Origin of the sequence: Nocardia sp. CA-145437, from assembly GCF_050956485.1 — a bacterium.
Taxonomy (GTDB): Bacteria; Actinomycetota; Actinomycetes; order Mycobacteriales; family Mycobacteriaceae; genus Nocardia.
Genome location: NZ_CP191204.1, coordinates 1,821,122 through 1,838,363 on the forward strand (window position 1 = coordinate 1,821,122; position 17,242 = coordinate 1,838,363).

18 protein-coding genes and 2 tRNA genes are annotated in these 17,242 nt (G+C 69.2%); 8 read left to right on the forward strand and 12 right to left on the reverse strand.

The annotated features are described in order from the left end of the window. Positions 1-13: 13 nt before the first annotated feature. From ACQPYY_RS07940 to ACQPYY_RS07950, 3 genes are all read right to left on the reverse strand, one after another. Positions 14-1,423, reverse strand: coding sequence for an RNA polymerase sigma factor (locus ACQPYY_RS07940; RefSeq protein ID WP_433593271.1), 1,410 nt, complete (start codon positions 1,421-1,423; stop codon positions 14-16). Then, the gene (locus ACQPYY_RS07945; protein WP_379101157.1) at positions 1,423-1,824 is read right to left on the reverse strand and encodes a YciI family protein; all 402 of its coding nucleotides are present in this window, start codon (positions 1,822-1,824) and stop codon (positions 1,423-1,425) included. The genes ACQPYY_RS07940 and ACQPYY_RS07945 overlap by 1 nt, the downstream gene beginning before the upstream one ends. A gap of 103 nt (positions 1,825-1,927) precedes the next feature. Continuing rightward, positions 1,928-3,124, reverse strand: a complete 1,197-nt coding sequence (locus ACQPYY_RS07950; RefSeq protein WP_433593272.1) for an NAD(P)/FAD-dependent oxidoreductase — start codon at positions 3,122-3,124, stop codon at positions 1,928-1,930. A 184-nt stretch (positions 3,125-3,308) separates the two neighbouring features. Here ACQPYY_RS07950 and ACQPYY_RS07955 point away from each other — a divergent pair, with 184 nt between their 5' ends. Beyond that, positions 3,309-3,953: a mycothiol-dependent nitroreductase Rv2466c family protein gene (locus ACQPYY_RS07955; RefSeq protein WP_379101161.1), complete on the forward strand. Its 645-nt coding sequence runs from the start codon at positions 3,309-3,311 to the stop codon at positions 3,951-3,953. Between the two features lie 74 nt (positions 3,954-4,027). Here the strand turns inward: ACQPYY_RS07955 and ACQPYY_RS07960 are convergent, their stop codons facing one another. Then, a complete protein-coding gene (locus ACQPYY_RS07960; protein ID WP_379102153.1) occupies positions 4,028-5,029 on the reverse strand; it encodes a M48 family metallopeptidase in 1,002 nt (333 codons plus the stop codon). A 447-nt stretch (positions 5,030-5,476) separates the two neighbouring features. Between ACQPYY_RS07960 and ACQPYY_RS07965 the strand changes: the two genes are divergently transcribed. After that, positions 5,477-5,947, forward strand: a complete 471-nt coding sequence (locus tag ACQPYY_RS07965) for a ribose-5-phosphate isomerase (protein WP_357090280.1) — start codon at positions 5,477-5,479, stop codon at positions 5,945-5,947. Between the two features lie 3 nt (positions 5,948-5,950). Further along, positions 5,951-6,763, forward strand: a complete 813-nt coding sequence (locus tag ACQPYY_RS07970; protein WP_433593273.1) for an Fpg/Nei family DNA glycosylase — start codon at positions 5,951-5,953, stop codon at positions 6,761-6,763. Between the two features lie 10 nt (positions 6,764-6,773). On the opposite strand, the gene ACQPYY_RS07975 is transcribed toward ACQPYY_RS07970, so the two are convergent. Further along, positions 6,774-7,052 carry a hypothetical protein gene (locus tag ACQPYY_RS07975; protein ID WP_433593274.1) on the reverse strand — a complete coding sequence of 93 codons (279 nt, stop codon included), beginning with the start codon at positions 7,050-7,052 and terminating at the stop codon, positions 6,774-6,776. On the opposite strand from ACQPYY_RS07975, the gene ACQPYY_RS07980 reads away from it, so the two are divergent. Continuing rightward, positions 7,051-7,551: a hypothetical protein gene (locus tag ACQPYY_RS07980; RefSeq protein ID WP_433593275.1), complete on the forward strand. Its 501-nt coding sequence runs from the start codon at positions 7,051-7,053 to the stop codon at positions 7,549-7,551. The two genes, ACQPYY_RS07975 and ACQPYY_RS07980, sit on opposite strands and share 2 nt — an antisense overlap. Before the next feature lie 7 nt (positions 7,552-7,558). Here ACQPYY_RS07980 and ACQPYY_RS07985 read toward each other — a convergent pair whose 3' ends face one another. Next, on the reverse strand, positions 7,559-8,569 hold the full coding sequence (locus ACQPYY_RS07985; protein ID WP_433593276.1) for a sigma-70 family RNA polymerase sigma factor: 1,011 nt from the start codon (positions 8,567-8,569) through the stop codon (positions 7,559-7,561). Between the two features lie 145 nt (positions 8,570-8,714). Here ACQPYY_RS07985 and ACQPYY_RS07990 point away from each other — a divergent pair, with 145 nt between their 5' ends. Then, a complete protein-coding gene (locus ACQPYY_RS07990; RefSeq protein WP_433593277.1) occupies positions 8,715-9,311 on the forward strand; it encodes a dihydrofolate reductase family protein in 597 nt (198 codons plus the stop codon). Between the two features lie 27 nt (positions 9,312-9,338). Here the strand turns inward: ACQPYY_RS07990 and ACQPYY_RS07995 are convergent, their stop codons facing one another. The 4 genes from ACQPYY_RS07995 to ACQPYY_RS08010 form a co-directional block, all read right to left on the reverse strand. After that, entirely contained in the window at positions 9,339-10,622 is a 1,284-nt protein-coding gene (locus ACQPYY_RS07995; protein WP_433593278.1) for a glycosyltransferase family 87 protein, read from the reverse strand. Positions 10,623-10,684: 62 nt separating this feature from the next. Next, positions 10,685-12,007 (reverse strand): phosphatase PAP2 family protein, encoded by a 1,323-nt coding sequence (locus ACQPYY_RS08000; RefSeq protein WP_433594596.1) that lies wholly within the window; start codon positions 12,005-12,007, stop codon positions 10,685-10,687. A 219-nt stretch (positions 12,008-12,226) separates the two neighbouring features. Beyond that, positions 12,227-12,303 (reverse strand) — tRNA-Pro (locus ACQPYY_RS08005). A gap of 37 nt (positions 12,304-12,340) precedes the next feature. After that, positions 12,341-12,411 (reverse strand) — tRNA-Gly (locus ACQPYY_RS08010). A gap of 393 nt (positions 12,412-12,804) precedes the next feature. Here ACQPYY_RS08010 and ACQPYY_RS08015 point away from each other — a divergent pair. Continuing rightward, positions 12,805-13,818, forward strand: coding sequence for a GGDEF domain-containing protein (locus ACQPYY_RS08015; protein ID WP_357090265.1), 1,014 nt, complete (start codon positions 12,805-12,807; stop codon positions 13,816-13,818). Positions 13,819-13,887: 69 nt separating this feature from the next. Beyond that, the gene (locus ACQPYY_RS08020) at positions 13,888-14,724 is read left to right on the forward strand and encodes a DUF1542 domain-containing protein (RefSeq protein WP_433593279.1); all 837 of its coding nucleotides are present in this window, start codon (positions 13,888-13,890) and stop codon (positions 14,722-14,724) included. Here the strand turns inward: ACQPYY_RS08020 and ACQPYY_RS08025 are convergent. Then, complete coding sequence (locus tag ACQPYY_RS08025; protein ID WP_433593280.1) at positions 14,661-15,602, reverse strand: alpha/beta fold hydrolase; 942 nt, start codon at positions 15,600-15,602, stop codon at positions 14,661-14,663. The two genes, ACQPYY_RS08020 and ACQPYY_RS08025, sit on opposite strands and share 64 nt — an antisense overlap. 115 nt (positions 15,603-15,717) lie before the next feature. Here ACQPYY_RS08025 and ACQPYY_RS08030 point away from each other — a divergent pair, with 115 nt between their 5' ends. Next, on the forward strand, positions 15,718-16,311 hold the full coding sequence (locus ACQPYY_RS08030; RefSeq protein WP_433593281.1) for a TetR/AcrR family transcriptional regulator: 594 nt from the start codon (positions 15,718-15,720) through the stop codon (positions 16,309-16,311). Positions 16,312-16,439: 128 nt separating this feature from the next. On the opposite strand, the gene ACQPYY_RS08035 is transcribed toward ACQPYY_RS08030, so the two are convergent. Further along, positions 16,440-17,189 carry a hypothetical protein gene (locus tag ACQPYY_RS08035; protein WP_433593282.1) on the reverse strand — a complete coding sequence of 250 codons (750 nt, stop codon included), beginning with the start codon at positions 17,187-17,189 and terminating at the stop codon, positions 16,440-16,442. Positions 17,190-17,242: the final 53 nt, after the last annotated feature.

The window sequence follows — 17,242 nt, forward strand, 5'->3', positions numbered from 1 at the left end:
GCCGGGCGGAAGCTCAACCACGGCGCAGGCGGGCGGCGCGGATGGTGAGGTAGTCGCGTTCGGGGAGGCTGGTGGTGCTGCGCGCGGCCGCCGTGTAGCAGGCGACGGCTTCCTCGTGGTCGCCGGCCATTTCGTGCAGGTGGCCGCGGACGGCGTCGAGGCGGTGGTTGCCCGGCAGCGACTCCGCGAGGGTGTCGGCGAGGTCCAGACCGGCCTGCGGCCCGTGCACCATGGCGGTGGCGACCGCTCGGTTGAGGGTGACCATCGGATTGGGTGACTGGCGTTCGAGGGCGTTGTACAGCAACAGGATTCGAGGCCAGTCGGTGTCCTCGGGCCGCAACGCCTGCGCGTGCAGCGCGGCGATGGCGGCCTGGATCTGATAGGGGCCGATGAGTCCGCGGCTGACCGACGCGGTCGCCAGGCGCACGCCCTCGATGATCATCTCCCGATCCCACAGCCCGCGATCCTGTTCGGCCAGCGGGATCAGTTCGCCGTGCTCGCCGGTGCGGGCGGCGCGCCGGGCATCGGTCAGCAGGAGCAGTGCGAGCAGGCCGGTGACCTCAGGATTGTCCGGCAGTACGCGATACAGCGCCCGGGCCAGCCGAATCGCCTCGCTCGACAGGTCGCCGCGGCGTAATCGCTCACCTCCGCTGGTGTGGCCTTCGGTGAAGATCAGGTACAGCACCCGCAGCACGCTGTCGAGGCGCGTATTCCATTCCCCGCGTTGCCCGTTCGACTCGGCGGGCATGGCGAAGGGGCGGTCCTCCTCCGCGATGCGCTTCTTGGCGCGGGTGATTCGTTGCGCCATGGTGCGTTCCGGGAGCAGGAAGGCCCGGGCGATCTCCTCGGTGGTGAGCCCGCCGACCGCGCGCAGGGTCAGGGCGATCGCGCTCGCGGGCGACAGTGCGAGGTGGCAGCACAGGAAGAACAACGTGAGCGTGTCGTCCCGGTCCTCGGTCCCGGTGTCGCGGGCGACGCGGCCGGTGACCGCGCCGCCCGGATCAGCCGTGCCGCGAATACCGGATGCCCCGGAGGTGTCGGCCGCACGGCTCGCACTGTCCGCACCGGGTGCGGCGGCCAGCTGGTCGAGTCCTGTCTCCGACAGTGCGGCGATGACGGCGTCGGCCGGGTCGGGCGTCGCTGTGCCCAGGCGTTCCGGGTCGCGGATCGCGTCGGCGGTCTCGCGGTTGCGGCGGGCGGAGTCGGCGCGGATGGCGTCGACCATGCGGCGCGCGCCGACCTGGATGAGCCAGCCGCGCGGGTTGCCGGGCAGGCCGTCGGCGGGCCACTGGGTGGCGGCGGCGAGCAGCGCTTCCTGGAGGGCGTCCTCGGCGGCGTCGAAATCGCCGTAGCGGCGGACGAGCGCGCCGAGGACCTGCGGGGCGAGTTCGCGCAGCAGGTCCTCGATCGCGGTGTGCGGCATCAGAGTTCGGCGGCGGGGGCGCTCATGATCTGCCGGACCTCGATGTACTCGCCGATCGGCTTGCCGCCGGGGCCGGGCGCGGCCGAGGCCTGGGCCGCGATCTCGACGGCCCGGTCGGGAGTGTCGACGTCGACGATCCAGTACCCGGCCAGCAGCTCCTTGGTCTCGGGGAACGGGCCGTCGGTGACGACCGGCGCGGACCGGCCGTCGGAACTGACGGTGATCGCCTGCCCCGGGTCGGCGAGGCCCTGGGCCTCGACCAGCTCGCCGGACTTGGCCAGCTGCTCGCCCAGGGTGCGCTGGAAGTCGATGTGCGCCTGGATCTCCTCGGGCGCCCACTGGTGGATCGGGGTGTCGCAGAAAGCGGCCGGGGTGTACGACTTGATCAGCATGTACTTCATGGTCGGCTCCTTCGTCGGCGCGCCGCGGTGGCGCTCTCGCATACAGGTCGGAGCCCCGCACGCCGGATCGACGTATCGCGCAGCTCAAGGTGTGTGACGGTGGTCACAGAGCGTCCGGGTCCACGGCCCGGCCGCTCAGGATCAGCTCCTTGATCTTGTCGGTGACATCCCACACGTTCACGTTCATCCCGGCCAGCACCCGATTGTTCGGATCGAGCCAGTACGCCACGAACTCGCGTCCTGCCAGATCACCGCGCACCACCACGCGCGCCTGCTGCTCAGGGGAGACGTAGCCGGTGTACTCCATCCCCAGGTCGTACTGATCGGTGAAGAAGTAGGGCAGCCGGTCGTACACCGCGGGCCTGCCGAGCATGGTCAGGGCCGCCACGGCGGGCTGGTTGAGCGCGTTCGCCCAGTGCTCCACCCGGATTCGCCGACCCAGCACCGGATGGTGCTGATCGGCGATATCGCCGACCGCGACGATATCGGGGTCCGAAGTGGCCAGGCTCTCGTCGACCAGGACCCCGCCGTCCACCGCCAGTCCGGCATCCGCGGCCAGCTCGATATTGGGTCGCGCACCCACGGCGACCAGCACCGCGTCCGCCTCGATCCGAGTGCCGTCGTCCAGGAGCACACCGGTCGCGCGGCCGTCGGCGGTGGTGATCTCGCTGACCTTCACGTCCGTGCGCAGGTCCACGCCGTGCGCGCGGTGCAGGCCCGCGAACACCTCGCCCATCTCGGTGCCGAGCGCGGCCCGCAACGGAACCGAGTCCGCTTCCAGCACAGTCACTTCCACGCCCGCCGCGCGCGCGGCCGCCGTCACCTCGAGCCCGATCCAGCCCGCGCCGATCACCGCCAGCCGCTGGACCTCGCCGAACATGGCCAGCAGCGCGTCGGAGTCCTCGATGGTGCGCAGCACGTGCACGCCCCGCGCGTCCACCCCGGGCATGCGCAGCATGCGCGGGCGTGAGCCGGTGGCCAGCGCCAGTTTGTCGTAGGGCAGCGTCGTACCATCCGGCAGCGCAACAGTTTTGGTGCCACGGTCCAGTCCGGTCACCGTGGTGCCGGGCATCACCTCGACGTGATGATCGCGGTACCACTGCGACGGGTCCACGGTGAAGTCGGGCAGCGACTTCTTGCCCAGCAGATGCTCCTTGGACAGCGGCGGGCGCTCGTAGGGCAGATGCTCCTCGGCGCTGACGAGGGTTACCGTGCCGTCGAAGTCATTGGCCCGCAAGGCTTCCGCGAGCTTCGCCGCGGCGAGTCCGCCGCCCGCGATGACGAACCTGGAACTGGTCATACCGAAACCTCCCTGCTCACGCGGCCGGGATCGATCCACCGGATGTGGCCGTCCTCCCGGCGAGGCCGATATTTCGACCCTAGACCCGGGCGAGTCGGGCGGAGCGGAAATATCGGCAACAATCCGGGTTGTTGCCTTAGGGGAACGGCCGTGTGTCGGCCGTCGACTGTGAAAGGACTTCCTTGTGAGCGACACCAAAAAGGACCGGGTCGACTTCTGGTTCGATCCGATGTGCCCCTGGTGCTGGATCACCTCCCGCTGGATCCTCGAGGTCGAGCAGGTCCGCGATATCGACGTCAACTTCCATGTCATGAGCCTGGGGGTGCTCAATGACGGCCGTGAGGGCCTGCCGCCGGAATACGTGGAGCTGCTGCGCAGCGCGTGGGGCCCGGTCCGGGTCGCCATCGCCGCCGCCCGCGACCACGGCGACAAGGTGCTGGCGCCGCTGTACACCGCCATGGGCACGCGCTTCCACAACCGTCGCGCCGAGTACGAGCAGGACGGGCCGCGCGCCGACCTGATCGAGGTCATCATCGCCGAGTCGCTGGCCGAGGTCGGGCTGCCCGCCGAGCTGGCCGCCGCGGCCACCTCCGTCGAATACGACGAGGAACTGAAGGCCTCGCACCACGCGGGCATGGACAAGGTCGGCCAGGATGTCGGCACGCCGACCATCCACATCAACGGCGTGGCCTTCTTCGGTCCGGTGCTCTCGCGCATCCCGCGCGGTGAGGTGGCGGGCAAGGTGTGGGACGGCGCCGTCGCGCTGGCCTCCTACCCGCACTTCTTCGAGCTGAAGCGGACCCGCACCGAGGACCCCGCCTTCGACTGAGGGGCAGGGCTTTCGGTGATATAGCCGCAGATCGGGCGGGATCCGTGGACGCGGAGCCCGCCCGATTCGTGCGATCAGCGCGGCCGGTACTCGTGGTACGTGGTGGTCTCGCCGTACTGGGGCGGGGGACCGCCGTACGGCTGCGGAGCGCCGTAGGGTCCGGCCACGGGCGGCCGCTGCGGGACGTCGGGCCGCCAGAACAGCTTGCCGTGGCGGCTGCGGTCGCGCAGCGCCCACATGCGCCAGGTCAGCACCGGATGGCTGGCCATGGCATTCGTCATCCAGACGAAGAAGCCCTTCTCCCGCGGCGCGCGGTCGGCCATCTCGTCGAAACTGACCAGATTGTTGAGGTACTTGCCCGCCGCCAGGGTCTGCATGGCCGTCGGCGCGCCCTGCGGTCGGTTGCAGAAGCCGTGATTATCGGCCGTGTACTCCTGCGAGCGGATCAGCGAACTGCCCAAGATCGGCAGGAACGGGGCGAGGAACATGCCCAGCTGCCGCCAGTACGAGACGTGGCCCGCGGCGATGTGCCCGACCTCGTGGCCGATGATGAAGGCCAGCGCCTCGGGATTGCGTGCCGCGCCGCTGATCTCGAACAAGTCGCTGTAGACGACCACGTAACGGCGGAAGCCGTGCCCGGAGGCGAAGGCGTTGATCTGGCCGTTGCCGGTGACCACGTAGGCGTCCGGAACCTGGGTCATGCCGAAGCGGGCCGCCGCCTCCTGCACCATGCGGAAGCCGTCGGGGAACTGGGTCGGCGACATCTTCACGCCGTTGACGCGCTGCGCCGCGTAGTTCATACCGCGGCCGAGGTAGACCAGCAGCGGCGCGAACACCAGCACCAGCACGATCTGGCCGGAATAGCCCGACACCAGCATGAGCAGCGCCAGCAGGTACGCCAGCGCGGTGGCGACGATCACGATCACCAGCAGCGGGATCTCCCAGCTGTGCCGCGCGGGCATCCCGAACGGGGACAGGCCGCGGCTGCCGGTCTGCACCACCGGCGGCGGTGGCGGCGAATACGGTTGCTGCGGAGCCCATCCCGGCGGGCCCACCCGCGGATCCCAGCCGGACATGCCGGTGACGGGGTTCCACGCGGGCTGGGCGCCCGGGGGCTGCGCGGCGGGATAGGAAGTCGTCGGCTGCGCGTACTCGCCGGTCGGCTGGCCGGGGTGTGCGGCGGGCCGGCCCGCGACGTCGCCGGTCGGATACGGCGGATACGCGCTCGCGGGTTGCGCGGGGTAGCCGCCCGCGGGCAGGCCCGGGTGAACGGTCGTGTGATCGGCGGACGGATCTGCGCTCGGCTGCGGCTGCTCGCCGCTCGGCGGCTGTCCTTGATCTCCGCCGGCGGATTGCCCCCCGTAGGCGTTCGGCGTGGATGAACTGTCGTCGGACGTCATGCCTGGATAGTACGTTCGCGCGCGTCGGCGGGTCGTGCTCGCCGCGAGTGGCCCACACCTCGTATTCCGCCGGTGACAGCCCCCTGCGTGGGCGGTCGTGCGCGGGCTGACAGAATCGCAGCCATGCGCGTATACCTGGGTGCCGACCATGCCGGCTTCGAACTGAAGAACCACGTCAAGGCTCACCTGGAGGGCCAGGGCCACGACGTCGTCGACTGCGGCGCGCTGGAATACGATGCCCTCGACGACTATCCGGCCTTCTGCATCGAGGCGGCCCGCCGCGTCGTCGCCGAGCCCGGCTCGCTGGGCTTCGTCTTCGGCGGCTCCGGCAACGGCGAGCAGATCGCCGCCAACAAGGTGCCCGGCGCGCGTTGCGCCCTCGGCTGGAGCGTGGAGACCGCGCAGCTCGCCCGCCAGCACAACAACGCCCAGCTGCTCGGCATCGGCGGCCGCATGCACTCCACCGAGGAAGCCCTCGCCATCGTCGACGCCTTCATGACCACCGAGTGGTCCGACGAGCCGCGCCACCAGCGCCGCATCGACATCCTCGCCGAGTACGAGAAGACCGGCGTCGCCCCCGCGCTGCCGAACTGACCTGTGCCGGAAGGCCATACGCTGCACCGCCTGGCGAAGCTGCACGACAAGCGCTTCGCCGGCGGTCAGGTCCGAGTCTCGAGCCCCCAGGGCCGCTTCGCCGACGGCGCGGCCCTCATCGACGGCCGCGTCCTCACCCGCGCCGAAGCCTGGGGCAAACACCTGCTCCACCACTACGATTCGGGCGTCACCCTGCACGTCCACCTGGGTCTGTACGGCAAATTCACCGAATCCGCCGTCCCCATGGACGCTCCCGTCGGCGAGGTCCGCATGCGCCTGATCGGCGCGGGCCGGTCCGGCGAAGCCCACGGCACCGACCTGCGCGGACCGGCCGCCTGCGAAATCCTCCACGACCCGGAGGTCGCCGCCCTCACCGCCCGCCTCGGCCCCGACCCGCTGCGCCGCGACGCCGACCCCGACCGGGCCTTCGCGCGAATCCAGCGCTCCCAGCGCCCCATCGGCGCGCTTCTCATGGATCAGAAGGTCCTGGCCGGAGTGGGCAACGTGTATCGCGCGGAAGTGTTGTTCCGCCACAACATCGCACCGCACCGCCCCGGAAAGTCCCTGAGCCGCACCGAATGGGACGCGCTCTGGTCCGACCTGGTCGACCTGATGAAGGTCGGCGTCCGTCGCGGCTTCATGCACGTCGTCCGCCCCGAACACGACCACGGCGCCCCCTCCTACGCCGCCGACCGCCCCCGCACCTACGTCTACCGCCGCCTCGGCGAACCCTGCCGCCTGTGCGGCTCCACCGTCGTCCACACGGTGATGGAAGGCCGAAACCTCTTCTGGTGCCCCACCTGCCAGGCGAGTTGAACCAGCTCCGTTAGTCGAGTAGCTCGTCCAGATACTTGCCGGGGTTCTCGAGGAAAGTGCGCGTCACGCGGTAGTGCTCGGTGTCCTCGTACTCGACGAGTTCGTACCCGTCCGCACCGATCTGATAGATCCAGGCATCGGGATACGACATCAGGATCGGGGAGTGGGTGGCGATCAGGAACTGCGATCGCGCCCGCACGAGTTCGTGCATCCGCGCGATCATCGCCAGCTGGCGGCTCGGCGACAACGCGGCCTCCAGCTCGGGCCAGTGAATTATGTTGGGCGGCATGCTCAGAACGAGGCGGCATCTGCTGGGTCTGGTCGCCGTGACGACCGTTGTGGCCGCGGCGTCGGCCTGCGGGAATCCGCCGGAGGCGGCTGCGCCGCCCGCCAAAGCCCTCCGTCACGACCTCGAGCCCTTGACATCCCGATGGCCGGCCCTCGTGCAACCCGTGTCCGCGACCTGGGCCGCGGGCGTTCAGGGGATGGAGACCACGCCCTCCCGCATCGAGGCTCCCGGGCCGTCCGACTACTGGCTTCAGGCCATCGTGACCCTCGACCCCGCGGTGGCCGAATCTCTTCGCACGCGGATCATCACGGACCCGCCCGCCTCGGCGGCGCCGAATCCGGTTCCCTGGCTCCGCGCGGAACTCGCGCCATCGCTGCCCGCCGGCGAGTATCGGACGAGTCGTGAGCTCGATGCGGAGTTCGTCACTCCCGAGTTCAAAACCCGTGTTTATCTGCAGGTTTCGGGGAGTGTGATGGTGCTCGCCGCCTACACCTCGTGACCGGCGCTCACGCACCGGGGAGGGATTGCGGGAGGCCGAATGTGGGGAGGACGGTGTTCTCGAATCGGGTCAGGGCGCTGATGCGGTCGCCGGTGAGGGTGAGGACGAAGAGGCCGGATCCGTGGGTGCCGAGGGAGGGGCGTCGATAGACGCCGAAGGCGGGTTGACCGTTGGCTCGTGTCGGCACCAGTTCGAATCGGTGCGCCGAGTCGAAAACGAGGGCGAAGAAGCGGGCCACGAGGTCTCGTCCTCGGTATTCCAGCGGGATCGGTGGCATCGACATGAAGACGTCGTCGGTCAAGAGCGCTACCAAGGCGTCGATGTCGGCGGATTCGTAGGCGGTGACGAACTTCGCCACGATCGCGTCCTCGGCAGGTGAGTCGCCGGCGGGCGGGCACGGGGCCGTGGTCGGCGGCAGACGGTTCTGCATTCCGGCACGCGCGCGTTTGAGAGCGCTCTTGACCGATTCGACTGTGGTGTCGAGCATGTCGGCTACTTCGCTCGCGTGAAATCCGAGGACGTCGCGCAGGATGAGGACGGCGAGCTGGCGGGGCGGCAGAATCTGCAGGGCGGTCACGAAGGCCAGGGAGATGGACTCGGATTGCTCGTAGCGCGCCTCCGGGCCGAGCGGCACGCTGATCGCACCGTCCAGCAGAGCGTCGGGATAGGGCTCGAGCCAGTGGATTTCGCCGAGTCCCGTGGGTTCCGGCAGGTCGAATCCCGGGACGTCCCACTGTTTCGCGGGGCGTCGGCGAGCGGAGCGCAGCGCGTCGAGACACCGATTGGTGGCGATGCGATACAGCCAGGTGCGCAGCGAGGCGCGCCCGTCGAACCGTTCGAGACCCCGCCACGCGGCGAGCAGCGTGTCCTGCACAGCGTCCTCGGCATCCTGAAACGATCCGAGCATCCGATAGCAGTGCACCTGCAGCTCGCGACGGTGCGGCTCGGTCAGCGCCCGGAACGCCTCGCCGTCCCCGCCCCGCGCCCTCGACAACAGATCCTTTCGCACCGACTCCACTCCCGCCACCTCATTCCCTGTGCGCAGTCCCATCCCGTATGGACGTCGCCCGCGGCGCGAAAGGGTCGGTCGCGGAGCGCCCCCTTCGACAATGCCCCACCGTCCACACCTGTGACAGCCGACAACATCGTCCAAGGAGCAGGAAATGGGAAAGATCGTCATCAGCTCGAACGTCACTCTCGATGGAGTGGTCCAGGACCCGGACGGCGCGGAAGGCTTCGCGCTGGGTGGCTGGTTCCACCGGTTCGTGGGGAGCAAGGATCTCGAGGACTGGGCCGCCAGGGAGACGGCGGAGCTGCTGGGTGTCGACGCGCTCCTCCTGGGCCGGCGGACCAGTGAGTGGTTCGAGTCCCGGCTGCGACCGGGCGGCGGCGCGGAAGCCCGCGTGAGCCCCGAATGGGCGGACAGGATGAACAGCATCCCCAAGTACGTCGTGTCGTCGACCCCCGAACCTCCCCGGTGGAACAACACCACGGTCCTCAACGGTGATGCGGTCAAGGAGATTTCGGAGCTCAAGCGGACGGTCGCCGGGGAGATCCTGGTCTACGGCAGCTACCAGCTGGTGCGCACCCTGCTGGAACAGAACCTGGCCGATGAACTGCGGCTGGTTGTTTTCCCGGTCGTGCTGGGAACCGGACTGCGCATCTTCGACGAGACCGGTGGCAAGCCGCTGCGCCTGGTCGACACCCGACAGATGGGTGACGGCCTGGCGTTCCACGCCTACGAGTTCATGCGCGGCTGACCGCCGCGGACGACGCCCCGGTCCGGGTTATGCCCGGGCCGGGGTGCGGCGCTTCAGGAGTCGGGCGAGGGCCAGGGTGAGCAGGACGGCGGTGGCGAGGATGTAGATGTCGCCCGGGAGATGCTGCCACCAGTGCCAGTGGAGTTCTTGGTGTTTGCCGTTCGGGACTATGCCGGGACCGATGAGGAAGAACAGGGCGAAGGTGGCGATCAGGGCATAGGTGGCGGGGGCCGGGCGGGTGGTGGTCCAGGCGATGGCCGCTACCAGGGCGGGGGCTGCCCAGACCCAGTGGTGGGTCCAGGAGACGGGGGAGACGAGGAGGAGCACAGCGGCGTTCACCAGGAGGGTGGCGACGGTGAGGACCGTCATGGGGGCGGGAGCGGGGACGCCCGCTTCGGCCGCGTCCTTGCGCTCGAGACCGGTCAAGTGGTGCATGAGGTACGCGCCCGCTGCCGCTGCCAGCAGGCCGAGGCCGAGCCAGACGATGGTGGCGGTGGAGGAGGAGAAGCCGAACAGGCGGAAGGCCATGCCCTTGAGGGACTGGTTGCCGACATAGTCGGGGGAGCCGATGCGGTTGGTGTCGATGACGGCGTGGAACCAGTAGTCGCGGGATTCGTCGGGGAGCACGACGAAGCCGGCGGCCACGACGCCGAGGGCGGTGGCCGTCGCGGTGGCGGCCGCTTTCCAGTCGCGGCGGATGAGGAAGTAGAGGATGAACGCGGCGGGGGTGAGTTTGGTGACGGCGGCGATGCCGACCAGGACGCCGCGGGGCCAGCGGGGCTTCTCGGTGAGGCAGTCCAGGGCCACGGCGGCCATCAGGACCAGGTTGATCTGTCCGAACCACAGGGTGGTTCGGACCGGTTCGACGGCCAGCATGAGGACCACGGCGGACACCGTGAGGGTGAGTTTGAGGCGGGAGTCCAGGTCGGGGCGGACGCGGGACATGACCAGCCAGAGGGTGACGCCGAGACAGGCCAGGGAGCTGGCGGTCACCAGGAGTTCGGCCAGCCAGAGCGGGACGATCGCGAGGGGGATCATCAGGACCGCGGCCGACGGCGGGTAGGTGAACGGCAGGTCGGTGTGGCCGGCGACGGGGAGGGTCGGGCCGTAGAGGGTGCCGTGCTCGAGCCAGCCGCGGGTGTCGATGCGATACACCTGCAGGTCGAGGAAGCCGTGCATGGCGGAGAAGATCGCCGTGATCGCCAGCGTCAGCAGAATCCCGATCACGATCGGAATGCGAGGCAGGCCCGCGCGGCCGTCAGACTTGAGAGTGCGCAGCAAGCTCTGTTGCCCCGCCCGCGTAGTGATCATCAGGGAGAGGGTAACCCTTTCAAGGTTCGGGCAAAGATGTCCGGATTGCGTTGGGGGAGCGGTTAATCGACGGCAAATCCGTCGATGGGTGTTCGGCCTCCCCAGTGCGCCAACCGGCTGCCCGGACGCGCGAACCAGGTCGCGTAGAAGAGGAACGATACGGCCGCCAGTGAGCCCAGCACGAGCGCCCCCGCGAGGACCGGATACGCGGCCATGGTGTTGGCCAGGAACCGATAGGCCAGCAACAATCCGGCGAGTACCGCCGCGCCGAGCGACACCATGCGGACACGCGGATGTTCCCACCCGCGTTCGGGATCGCGCAGCGCCGACTCCACGGTCATGCACAGCACCGCGCCCGCCACCAGATCACTGCCGTAGTGGTAGCCGAACCCGAGCGTCGCCAGCAGCGTGCACACCAGCCAGAACGTGCCCGCCCAGCGCAGCCACCGCGGCCCGCGGCGGGAATGGATGAACAGCGCGGTCGCCCACGCGGTGTGCATGGACGGCATGCAGTTGCGGGCCGTCTCGGAGTCGAACAGCATCGGCTGCGGATCGGTGGTGAACGCGGGCCACACCTGCGGCCAGTCCCCGATCTCCAGCCCGTGCCCGAGCGGCCCGTACGCGAACACCGGCCCGACGACCGGGAACAGCACGTACCCGAGCGGCCCGATCACGCCCAGCAGCAAGAACGTTCGCACCAGGTGGTGCCGCGGCCACGAGCTCGTCGACACGTGACGCAACTGCCACACGGCCACGACCACCGCCGCCACCGGCAATTGGATATAGACGACATGCAGTACATGTGAGGGGATCGGACCGAGCGTGTCCAGCAGCCGCCCGACCACCCACGCCGGTTCCCCCAGCGCCCGGTCCGCGAGCTGCACGTACTGATCGAGCACCCGCGGCCCGGCGACGATGCTCACCATCAGCCAGGTGTCGGCGAGTTTGGACGCCATGACGAGCAACACGCCGAACGCTATGGCCTGCAAGGCGGTCCGGCGACGCTCACCTTCCCATCGGAGCACGACGACCGTCAGCGCGGTGAGCGCGAGAGTCGGCCCGGTCCCGATCGACACATGCCAGCCGCAGGCCACCTGTAGCCCCAGAGTCAGCAGATCCAGCACTCCCGCGGCAACCAGAGCGATCACCCGGGTGCGGGCGGGCACCCCGATGCAGGCGAGCCCGAGTCCCGCCCACGACACCGCCGCCGACTGCGGATTGGCGAAGTAGTCGTCGACCAGGCTGCGCAGCGGTCCCATCACACCGTGGGCGGAGGCCCACGCCTGCGCGATGGCCAGCAAAAGCACAGCGATACCCAGCCCGGCGGCCGGGACGAGTCGAGAACGCGTCTCGCGGCCGGACAGCACCGAGCCGGAAACGTTCATCTTGTCGTCGACCAGCACCGTAAATCGATAACACAGTGCAAACGGAGGCACAACATCCGGTTACTGGAATCCGGCTTCCGGGTGATTCGACACACCCGGGCGCTGAGAGAGATGGGACACAGCCGGGGCGACGGACGGCGCGCCGCACCGCGATCGCCGTGCGAGTGCAGTGAATTGTCCGCTTCTACCAGTGAAATCGGGATGGAGCGGCTCGAAAAATGGTCGGGGTGACAGGATTTGAACCTGCGACCCTCCGCTCCCAAAGCGGATGCGCTACCAAGCTGCGCTACACCCCGTTGCGCGTCGGATCGACGCTCCCGCAGAACGGGAAAGAGCGGGTGACGGGAATCGAACCCGCACCATCAGCTTGGAAGGCTGAGGTTCTACCATTGAACTACACCCGCAGTCACCGCATCCGTGGATGCCGTGTGCGTCAGCACTGTACCGAACCTCACTCCCGGAATGCCAATCAGGTCGTGTCTGCGCACGTCGCGGCCGGTCGGGACCGGCCTCCGGCGCGTCGCGGAAAACATGCCGAATTCGGGTGTAACACCGGAGCTCGGCCAGCGATGAGACATCCGATCGCCATTCGCGAGACAGTGGGAACCTGTTCTGAATCAGGGGTTTTCGATGTCGGGTGGCTTGCTAGGATCCTTTTTGTCCGGACGGGGGTATCTGGAAAGGGGGCGGTGAGCATGCACCACTGGTGTGGCCGACCGCGTAGTAGTGAGTTCGATCCGAAGGGCGTGACCGGCGCGCACGCCGGCCCCGACATCACGTACGCAGGGTGAGCGCGCATGCCCATCCGTCTCGATACCCGAACCTCCGCCATCGTGGCGGCGACCATCCGGGAATGGGTGCGGTCGGTGCACCCCGGCGCGAGCAGCGCCGCACTGGGCCAGGCGCCCAGCGTTCCCTCCGCTGACCTCGAGCGCATCTTCGGCGGCGTCATCGACGAACTGCTGGAATTGGCGGGCTCCGAACCGTTTCCGGTGCGCTCGGCCCGTCGGATCGGGCGCAGCCTCGCCGACGCCCCATTCGAGCGCACCCGCATGCTCGCCCCCGCCAGCCGCGCGCTGCTCGGGCTCGCGCCGGGCGTGCGCGGGTCGCTGATCGCGACCCGCTGGTCGTTCATCGCCAGCCAGGCCATCGACGCCTACGCCGAGGCGCTGCAGCAGCGCGCCCTGGTTCAGCAGGAGCGCAGCCTGTCCGAGGCGGTGTCGGTGCGGGTGCAGGAGATCGCGGCCCTGCAGACCCGGCTGCGGCACGAGGCCACCCACGACGCGCTCACCGATCTGGCCAACCGCTCGCTGCTGCAGGAGCGGGTGCGGGTGATGGCCGCCGATCCGGCGCGCGGCGTCGGGCTGCTGCTCATCGACCTGGACGATTTCAAGGCGATCAACGACAACTATGGCCACACCGTCGGCGACGAGGTGCTGGTCAGCATCGCGCAGCGGCTGCGGGCGGCCTGTCCGCCGGAGACGGTGATCTCCCGCTACGGCGGCGACGAGTTCGTGGTGGCCCTGCCCGCGCGCCGCAATTCGCTCAGTGAGCTGGCCATGCGGGTGCTGGCGGCGCTGTGCGAGCCGGTGCCCACGGCCGCCGGATTCGTGCCCGCGTCGGCGAGTGTCGGCACCGCGTTCTGCCCGCCCGGTCGCGAGTGTGATTTCTCGGACCTGCTGCGCAGTGCGGATCGGGCCATGTACTCGGCGAAAACCGCTGGCAAACGACAGTTCGCGGTGTCGGAGCCGGACGAAGAGGAGGTTGATCCAGCCGGTCATACGACCCGCTTCGCCGCGGTAGCCGGCTAGGGCCGAGGATTCAGCGAACCCACAGCGAGTAGCAACTAGCTGGCGAATTTCGCCGCGTAGGCTGGTCGCGTGTCTACCGTCGTCGTTCTCCTTCTGGTCATCGTCGTCGTGCTGCTGGCCGTGGTCGCGGTCAATCGCGGGCAACGCTCGCGCGCCGGGACCGAGCTGGCTGACGCCAAGGCCGACGCGCGCCGGGTGATCGAACGCCTCGGCGGCCAGGTCTACAACCTCACCGGCAGCGACGACGCCTCCAAGCAGGCGCTCGCCGACGCGGGGGAGCGGTTCAACGCCGCGGGCGCGCAGATCGAGCAGGCCGGGACCGCCGCGCAGGCGCGGCTCGCGAAAGAGACGGCGCTCGAAGGGCTTTACTACGTGCGCGCGGCCCGCACCGCCATGGGGATGGATCCCGGCCCGGCCGTGGCCGAACTGGACGGGCAGCGCGGCGCGGGTCGGGTGACCGAGGACCGGGCCATCGAATTCGAGGGTCGCCGGGTCGAGGCCTCGCCCACGCCGTCGCCGTCCACACCGAACTACTACCCGGGTGGCCGGGTCGCGGGTCGCCCGGTACCTGCCGGTTGGTACTCCGAACCGTGGTGGAAGACCGCCCTAGTCGCCGGAGCCTGGGGTGTCGGGTCCGCCCTGCTGTTCAATGCCCTGTTCAGCGGCATGTCCGGCGTCGGCTATGACGCGGCCGCCTTCGAAAGCGGTTACGGCGACGGCTATCAGGACGGCCTCGACGCCGCCGACGGCGGATATGCCGACGGCGGCTCCGACCAGGGCTCCTATGACCAGGGCGGCTACGACCAGGGCGGCTACGACGCCGGCACCCAGGATTTCGGTGGTCAGGACTTCGGCGGCGGCACCGATTTCGGTGACTTCGGCGGATTCGACGGCGGCGACTTCTGATCGTTCAGGAAGACCCGGATCGCCCGGATCAGCTGTTCGGGCTGATCCTCGGGCGAGAAGGTGCCCGAATCGTGGATCCACTCGATGCGCGCGTCCGGGAAGTCGACGGCCATCCGCTCGGCGTACCGCTCCGGGAAGAAGCGGTCACCCGCCGACCAGGCCAGCAGCACCGGGTTCTTGAAGTCCGCGAAAGTCCGTGCGGCGGACAGGGTGTACCGGCGATCGAGACCGGTGATGGCGCGCCGGACGTCCGCCCGGATGCCCTTCGCACCGACCGGTAGCGCGTAGGAGTCGCTGGCCGCGCGGTCGATCGGGCGGCGGGCCAGCCAGCCGTAGGCGATGGGCAGGCGGCGGACGGGCCGCAGCCGCATGGTCGCCGCCAGCGAGGTGAGCGCGCCAGGGGTGCGGGCCGCCAGGCCCAGGTAGTCGAAGAACGACGGCGGGAAGTTCTCGTACGCGTCGCAGGACGTGAGTACCAGCCGGGCGACGAGGTCGGGGCGGGCGGCGAGCACGAGCTGGCTGACCGCGCCGCCGGAATCGTTGCCCACCAGGGTGACCGGGCCCAGATCGAGCGCCTCGATGGCCGCGATGACCAGCGCGGCCAGGCCGGGCGGGGTCAGGTCGGCGTCGGGCATGGCCGCGGTGTGCGAACCGAACGGGAGATCGATTGCCACGCAGCGGTATTCGCCGGAGAAGGCGGGGATGATCTTGCGCCACAGGTTGGCGTTGACCAGCAGTCCGTGCACGAAGACGATGGGATCGCCACTGCCGCTGTCGAAGACGGGCAGCGTGCCCTGCGGAAGTGCGAGTTCGCGGCGGGCGCCCAGTGCTGGATCGCGCCAGGCCGCGGGGGATTGGGGGGAGATGGTGTTCGTCATCTGTAGGACTCCCTCTGGAGTGGAGATGGTGAAGACCTTCTCAAACTAACAAACAGGCTGCCTGTATTCAATGGTTCGGCGTTACGATCCACCTACCCCGCTCAGAAAGGCGTCGATGATCAGGCAAGCCGAACGATCCGAGTCGACCCGCGCGAACCTGATGGCCGCAGCGCGCGAACTGTTCGCCGAACGCGGGTACGCCGCGGTCAGCACGCCCGAGATCGTGGAGCGGGCGGGCAGCTCCCGCGGCGCGCTGTATCACCAGTTCAAGGACAAGAAGGACCTGTTCCGCGCGGTCTACGAGCAGGAACAGCAGGCGATCCTGCAGCAGGTCGCCGAGACCATGGCCGAGGCGCCGCCCATCGACGCCATGGCCGTGCTCGAGGCGGGCCTGCACAACTTCCTGCTCTCCTGCGTCGACCCCGAACGGGTCCGCATCACCCTCATCGACGCCCCCGCGGTGCTGGGCTGGCAGGAGTGGCGCGAGGTCGACGAGAAGTACGGTCTCGGCCTGATCGTCGCGGGCCTGCAATCCGGCATCCAGTCCGGGCAGCTGCGCGCCGACCTCGACATCCGGCCGCTGTCGCTGATGATCCTGTCCGCCCTCGGCGAGGCCGCCATGTTCATCGCCAACTCCGACGACCCCGAATCCGCCCGCGCCCGAACCGAACCCGCGGTGCTGGCGCTGGTCGACGGCCTGCGGGTCTAGTCAGCGCATCCCGGCGGGGTGGCTTGCGCACTATCGCCGAACGCGGCGGCACCCTCGAACTCGGGTCGGTACCCGACGGGCTAGGAACCGCGCCGGTGTGGCGGGTTCCGAGTCCGCGGGCCCGACGATCAGTTGGCGGGCCCGACGGGCTGCGCCGAGGCGGCCGGAGTCGGTGCGGTCGTCATCTTGTCGGCCCACTTGGTGGTGCCGTCGGCGGCCTGCATGGTGGCGAGCAGGTCGATGCCGTTGGCGATCAGGACGGGGCTGCCTACGGCGATACTGCCGATGATGCCGCCCACGGTGGCGCCGGTGATCAGGCCCGGGAAGCAACCGGCCACCAGGGTGACGACACAGCCGATGGTCGCGCCGATGGCGGTGCCGACGAAGGTGCCGACCATGGTGGCCAGGCCGAACTGGCCGGCGAAGCTGCTCATGGCGCGCTGGTTCTCCAGGTCCGAGGCAACGGGTTTCACGACCAACGGCTGCGACAGTGACAGCCCGTCCGGCTTTCTGGGGGTGAGGGCCAGCACGGTGCCGTCCTGCCGGACCTCCGGCTCGACCGGGATATCGATCAGGCCCAGGCTGAATTTCATCGGCAGGGTCAACAGCACCTTGTTGTCGGCGTCCTTCACCTTCAGGACCGGGGTCGCCCTGGCCGCCGGGTCGGTCTCCGGGGTGACGGCCGGCGCCAGCTCGAAGGTTCCGCCCTTCAGGGTGGTGATGACCGTCTTGTCCACCAGCTTGACCGAGTACTCGACACTCGGCGCGGCGGCGGGCTGGGCATTCGCCGGGATGGTTGCCACGGTGAACGTGGCGGCCTGGGTGACGAGTGCTCCGGTCACCAGGGTGGCGGCCGCAGCAGCAATGCGGAATTCCATGCCTATCCAATCTGCATCGGGTGTGGGCATATCCGAAGCCAGGAGCTTAATGG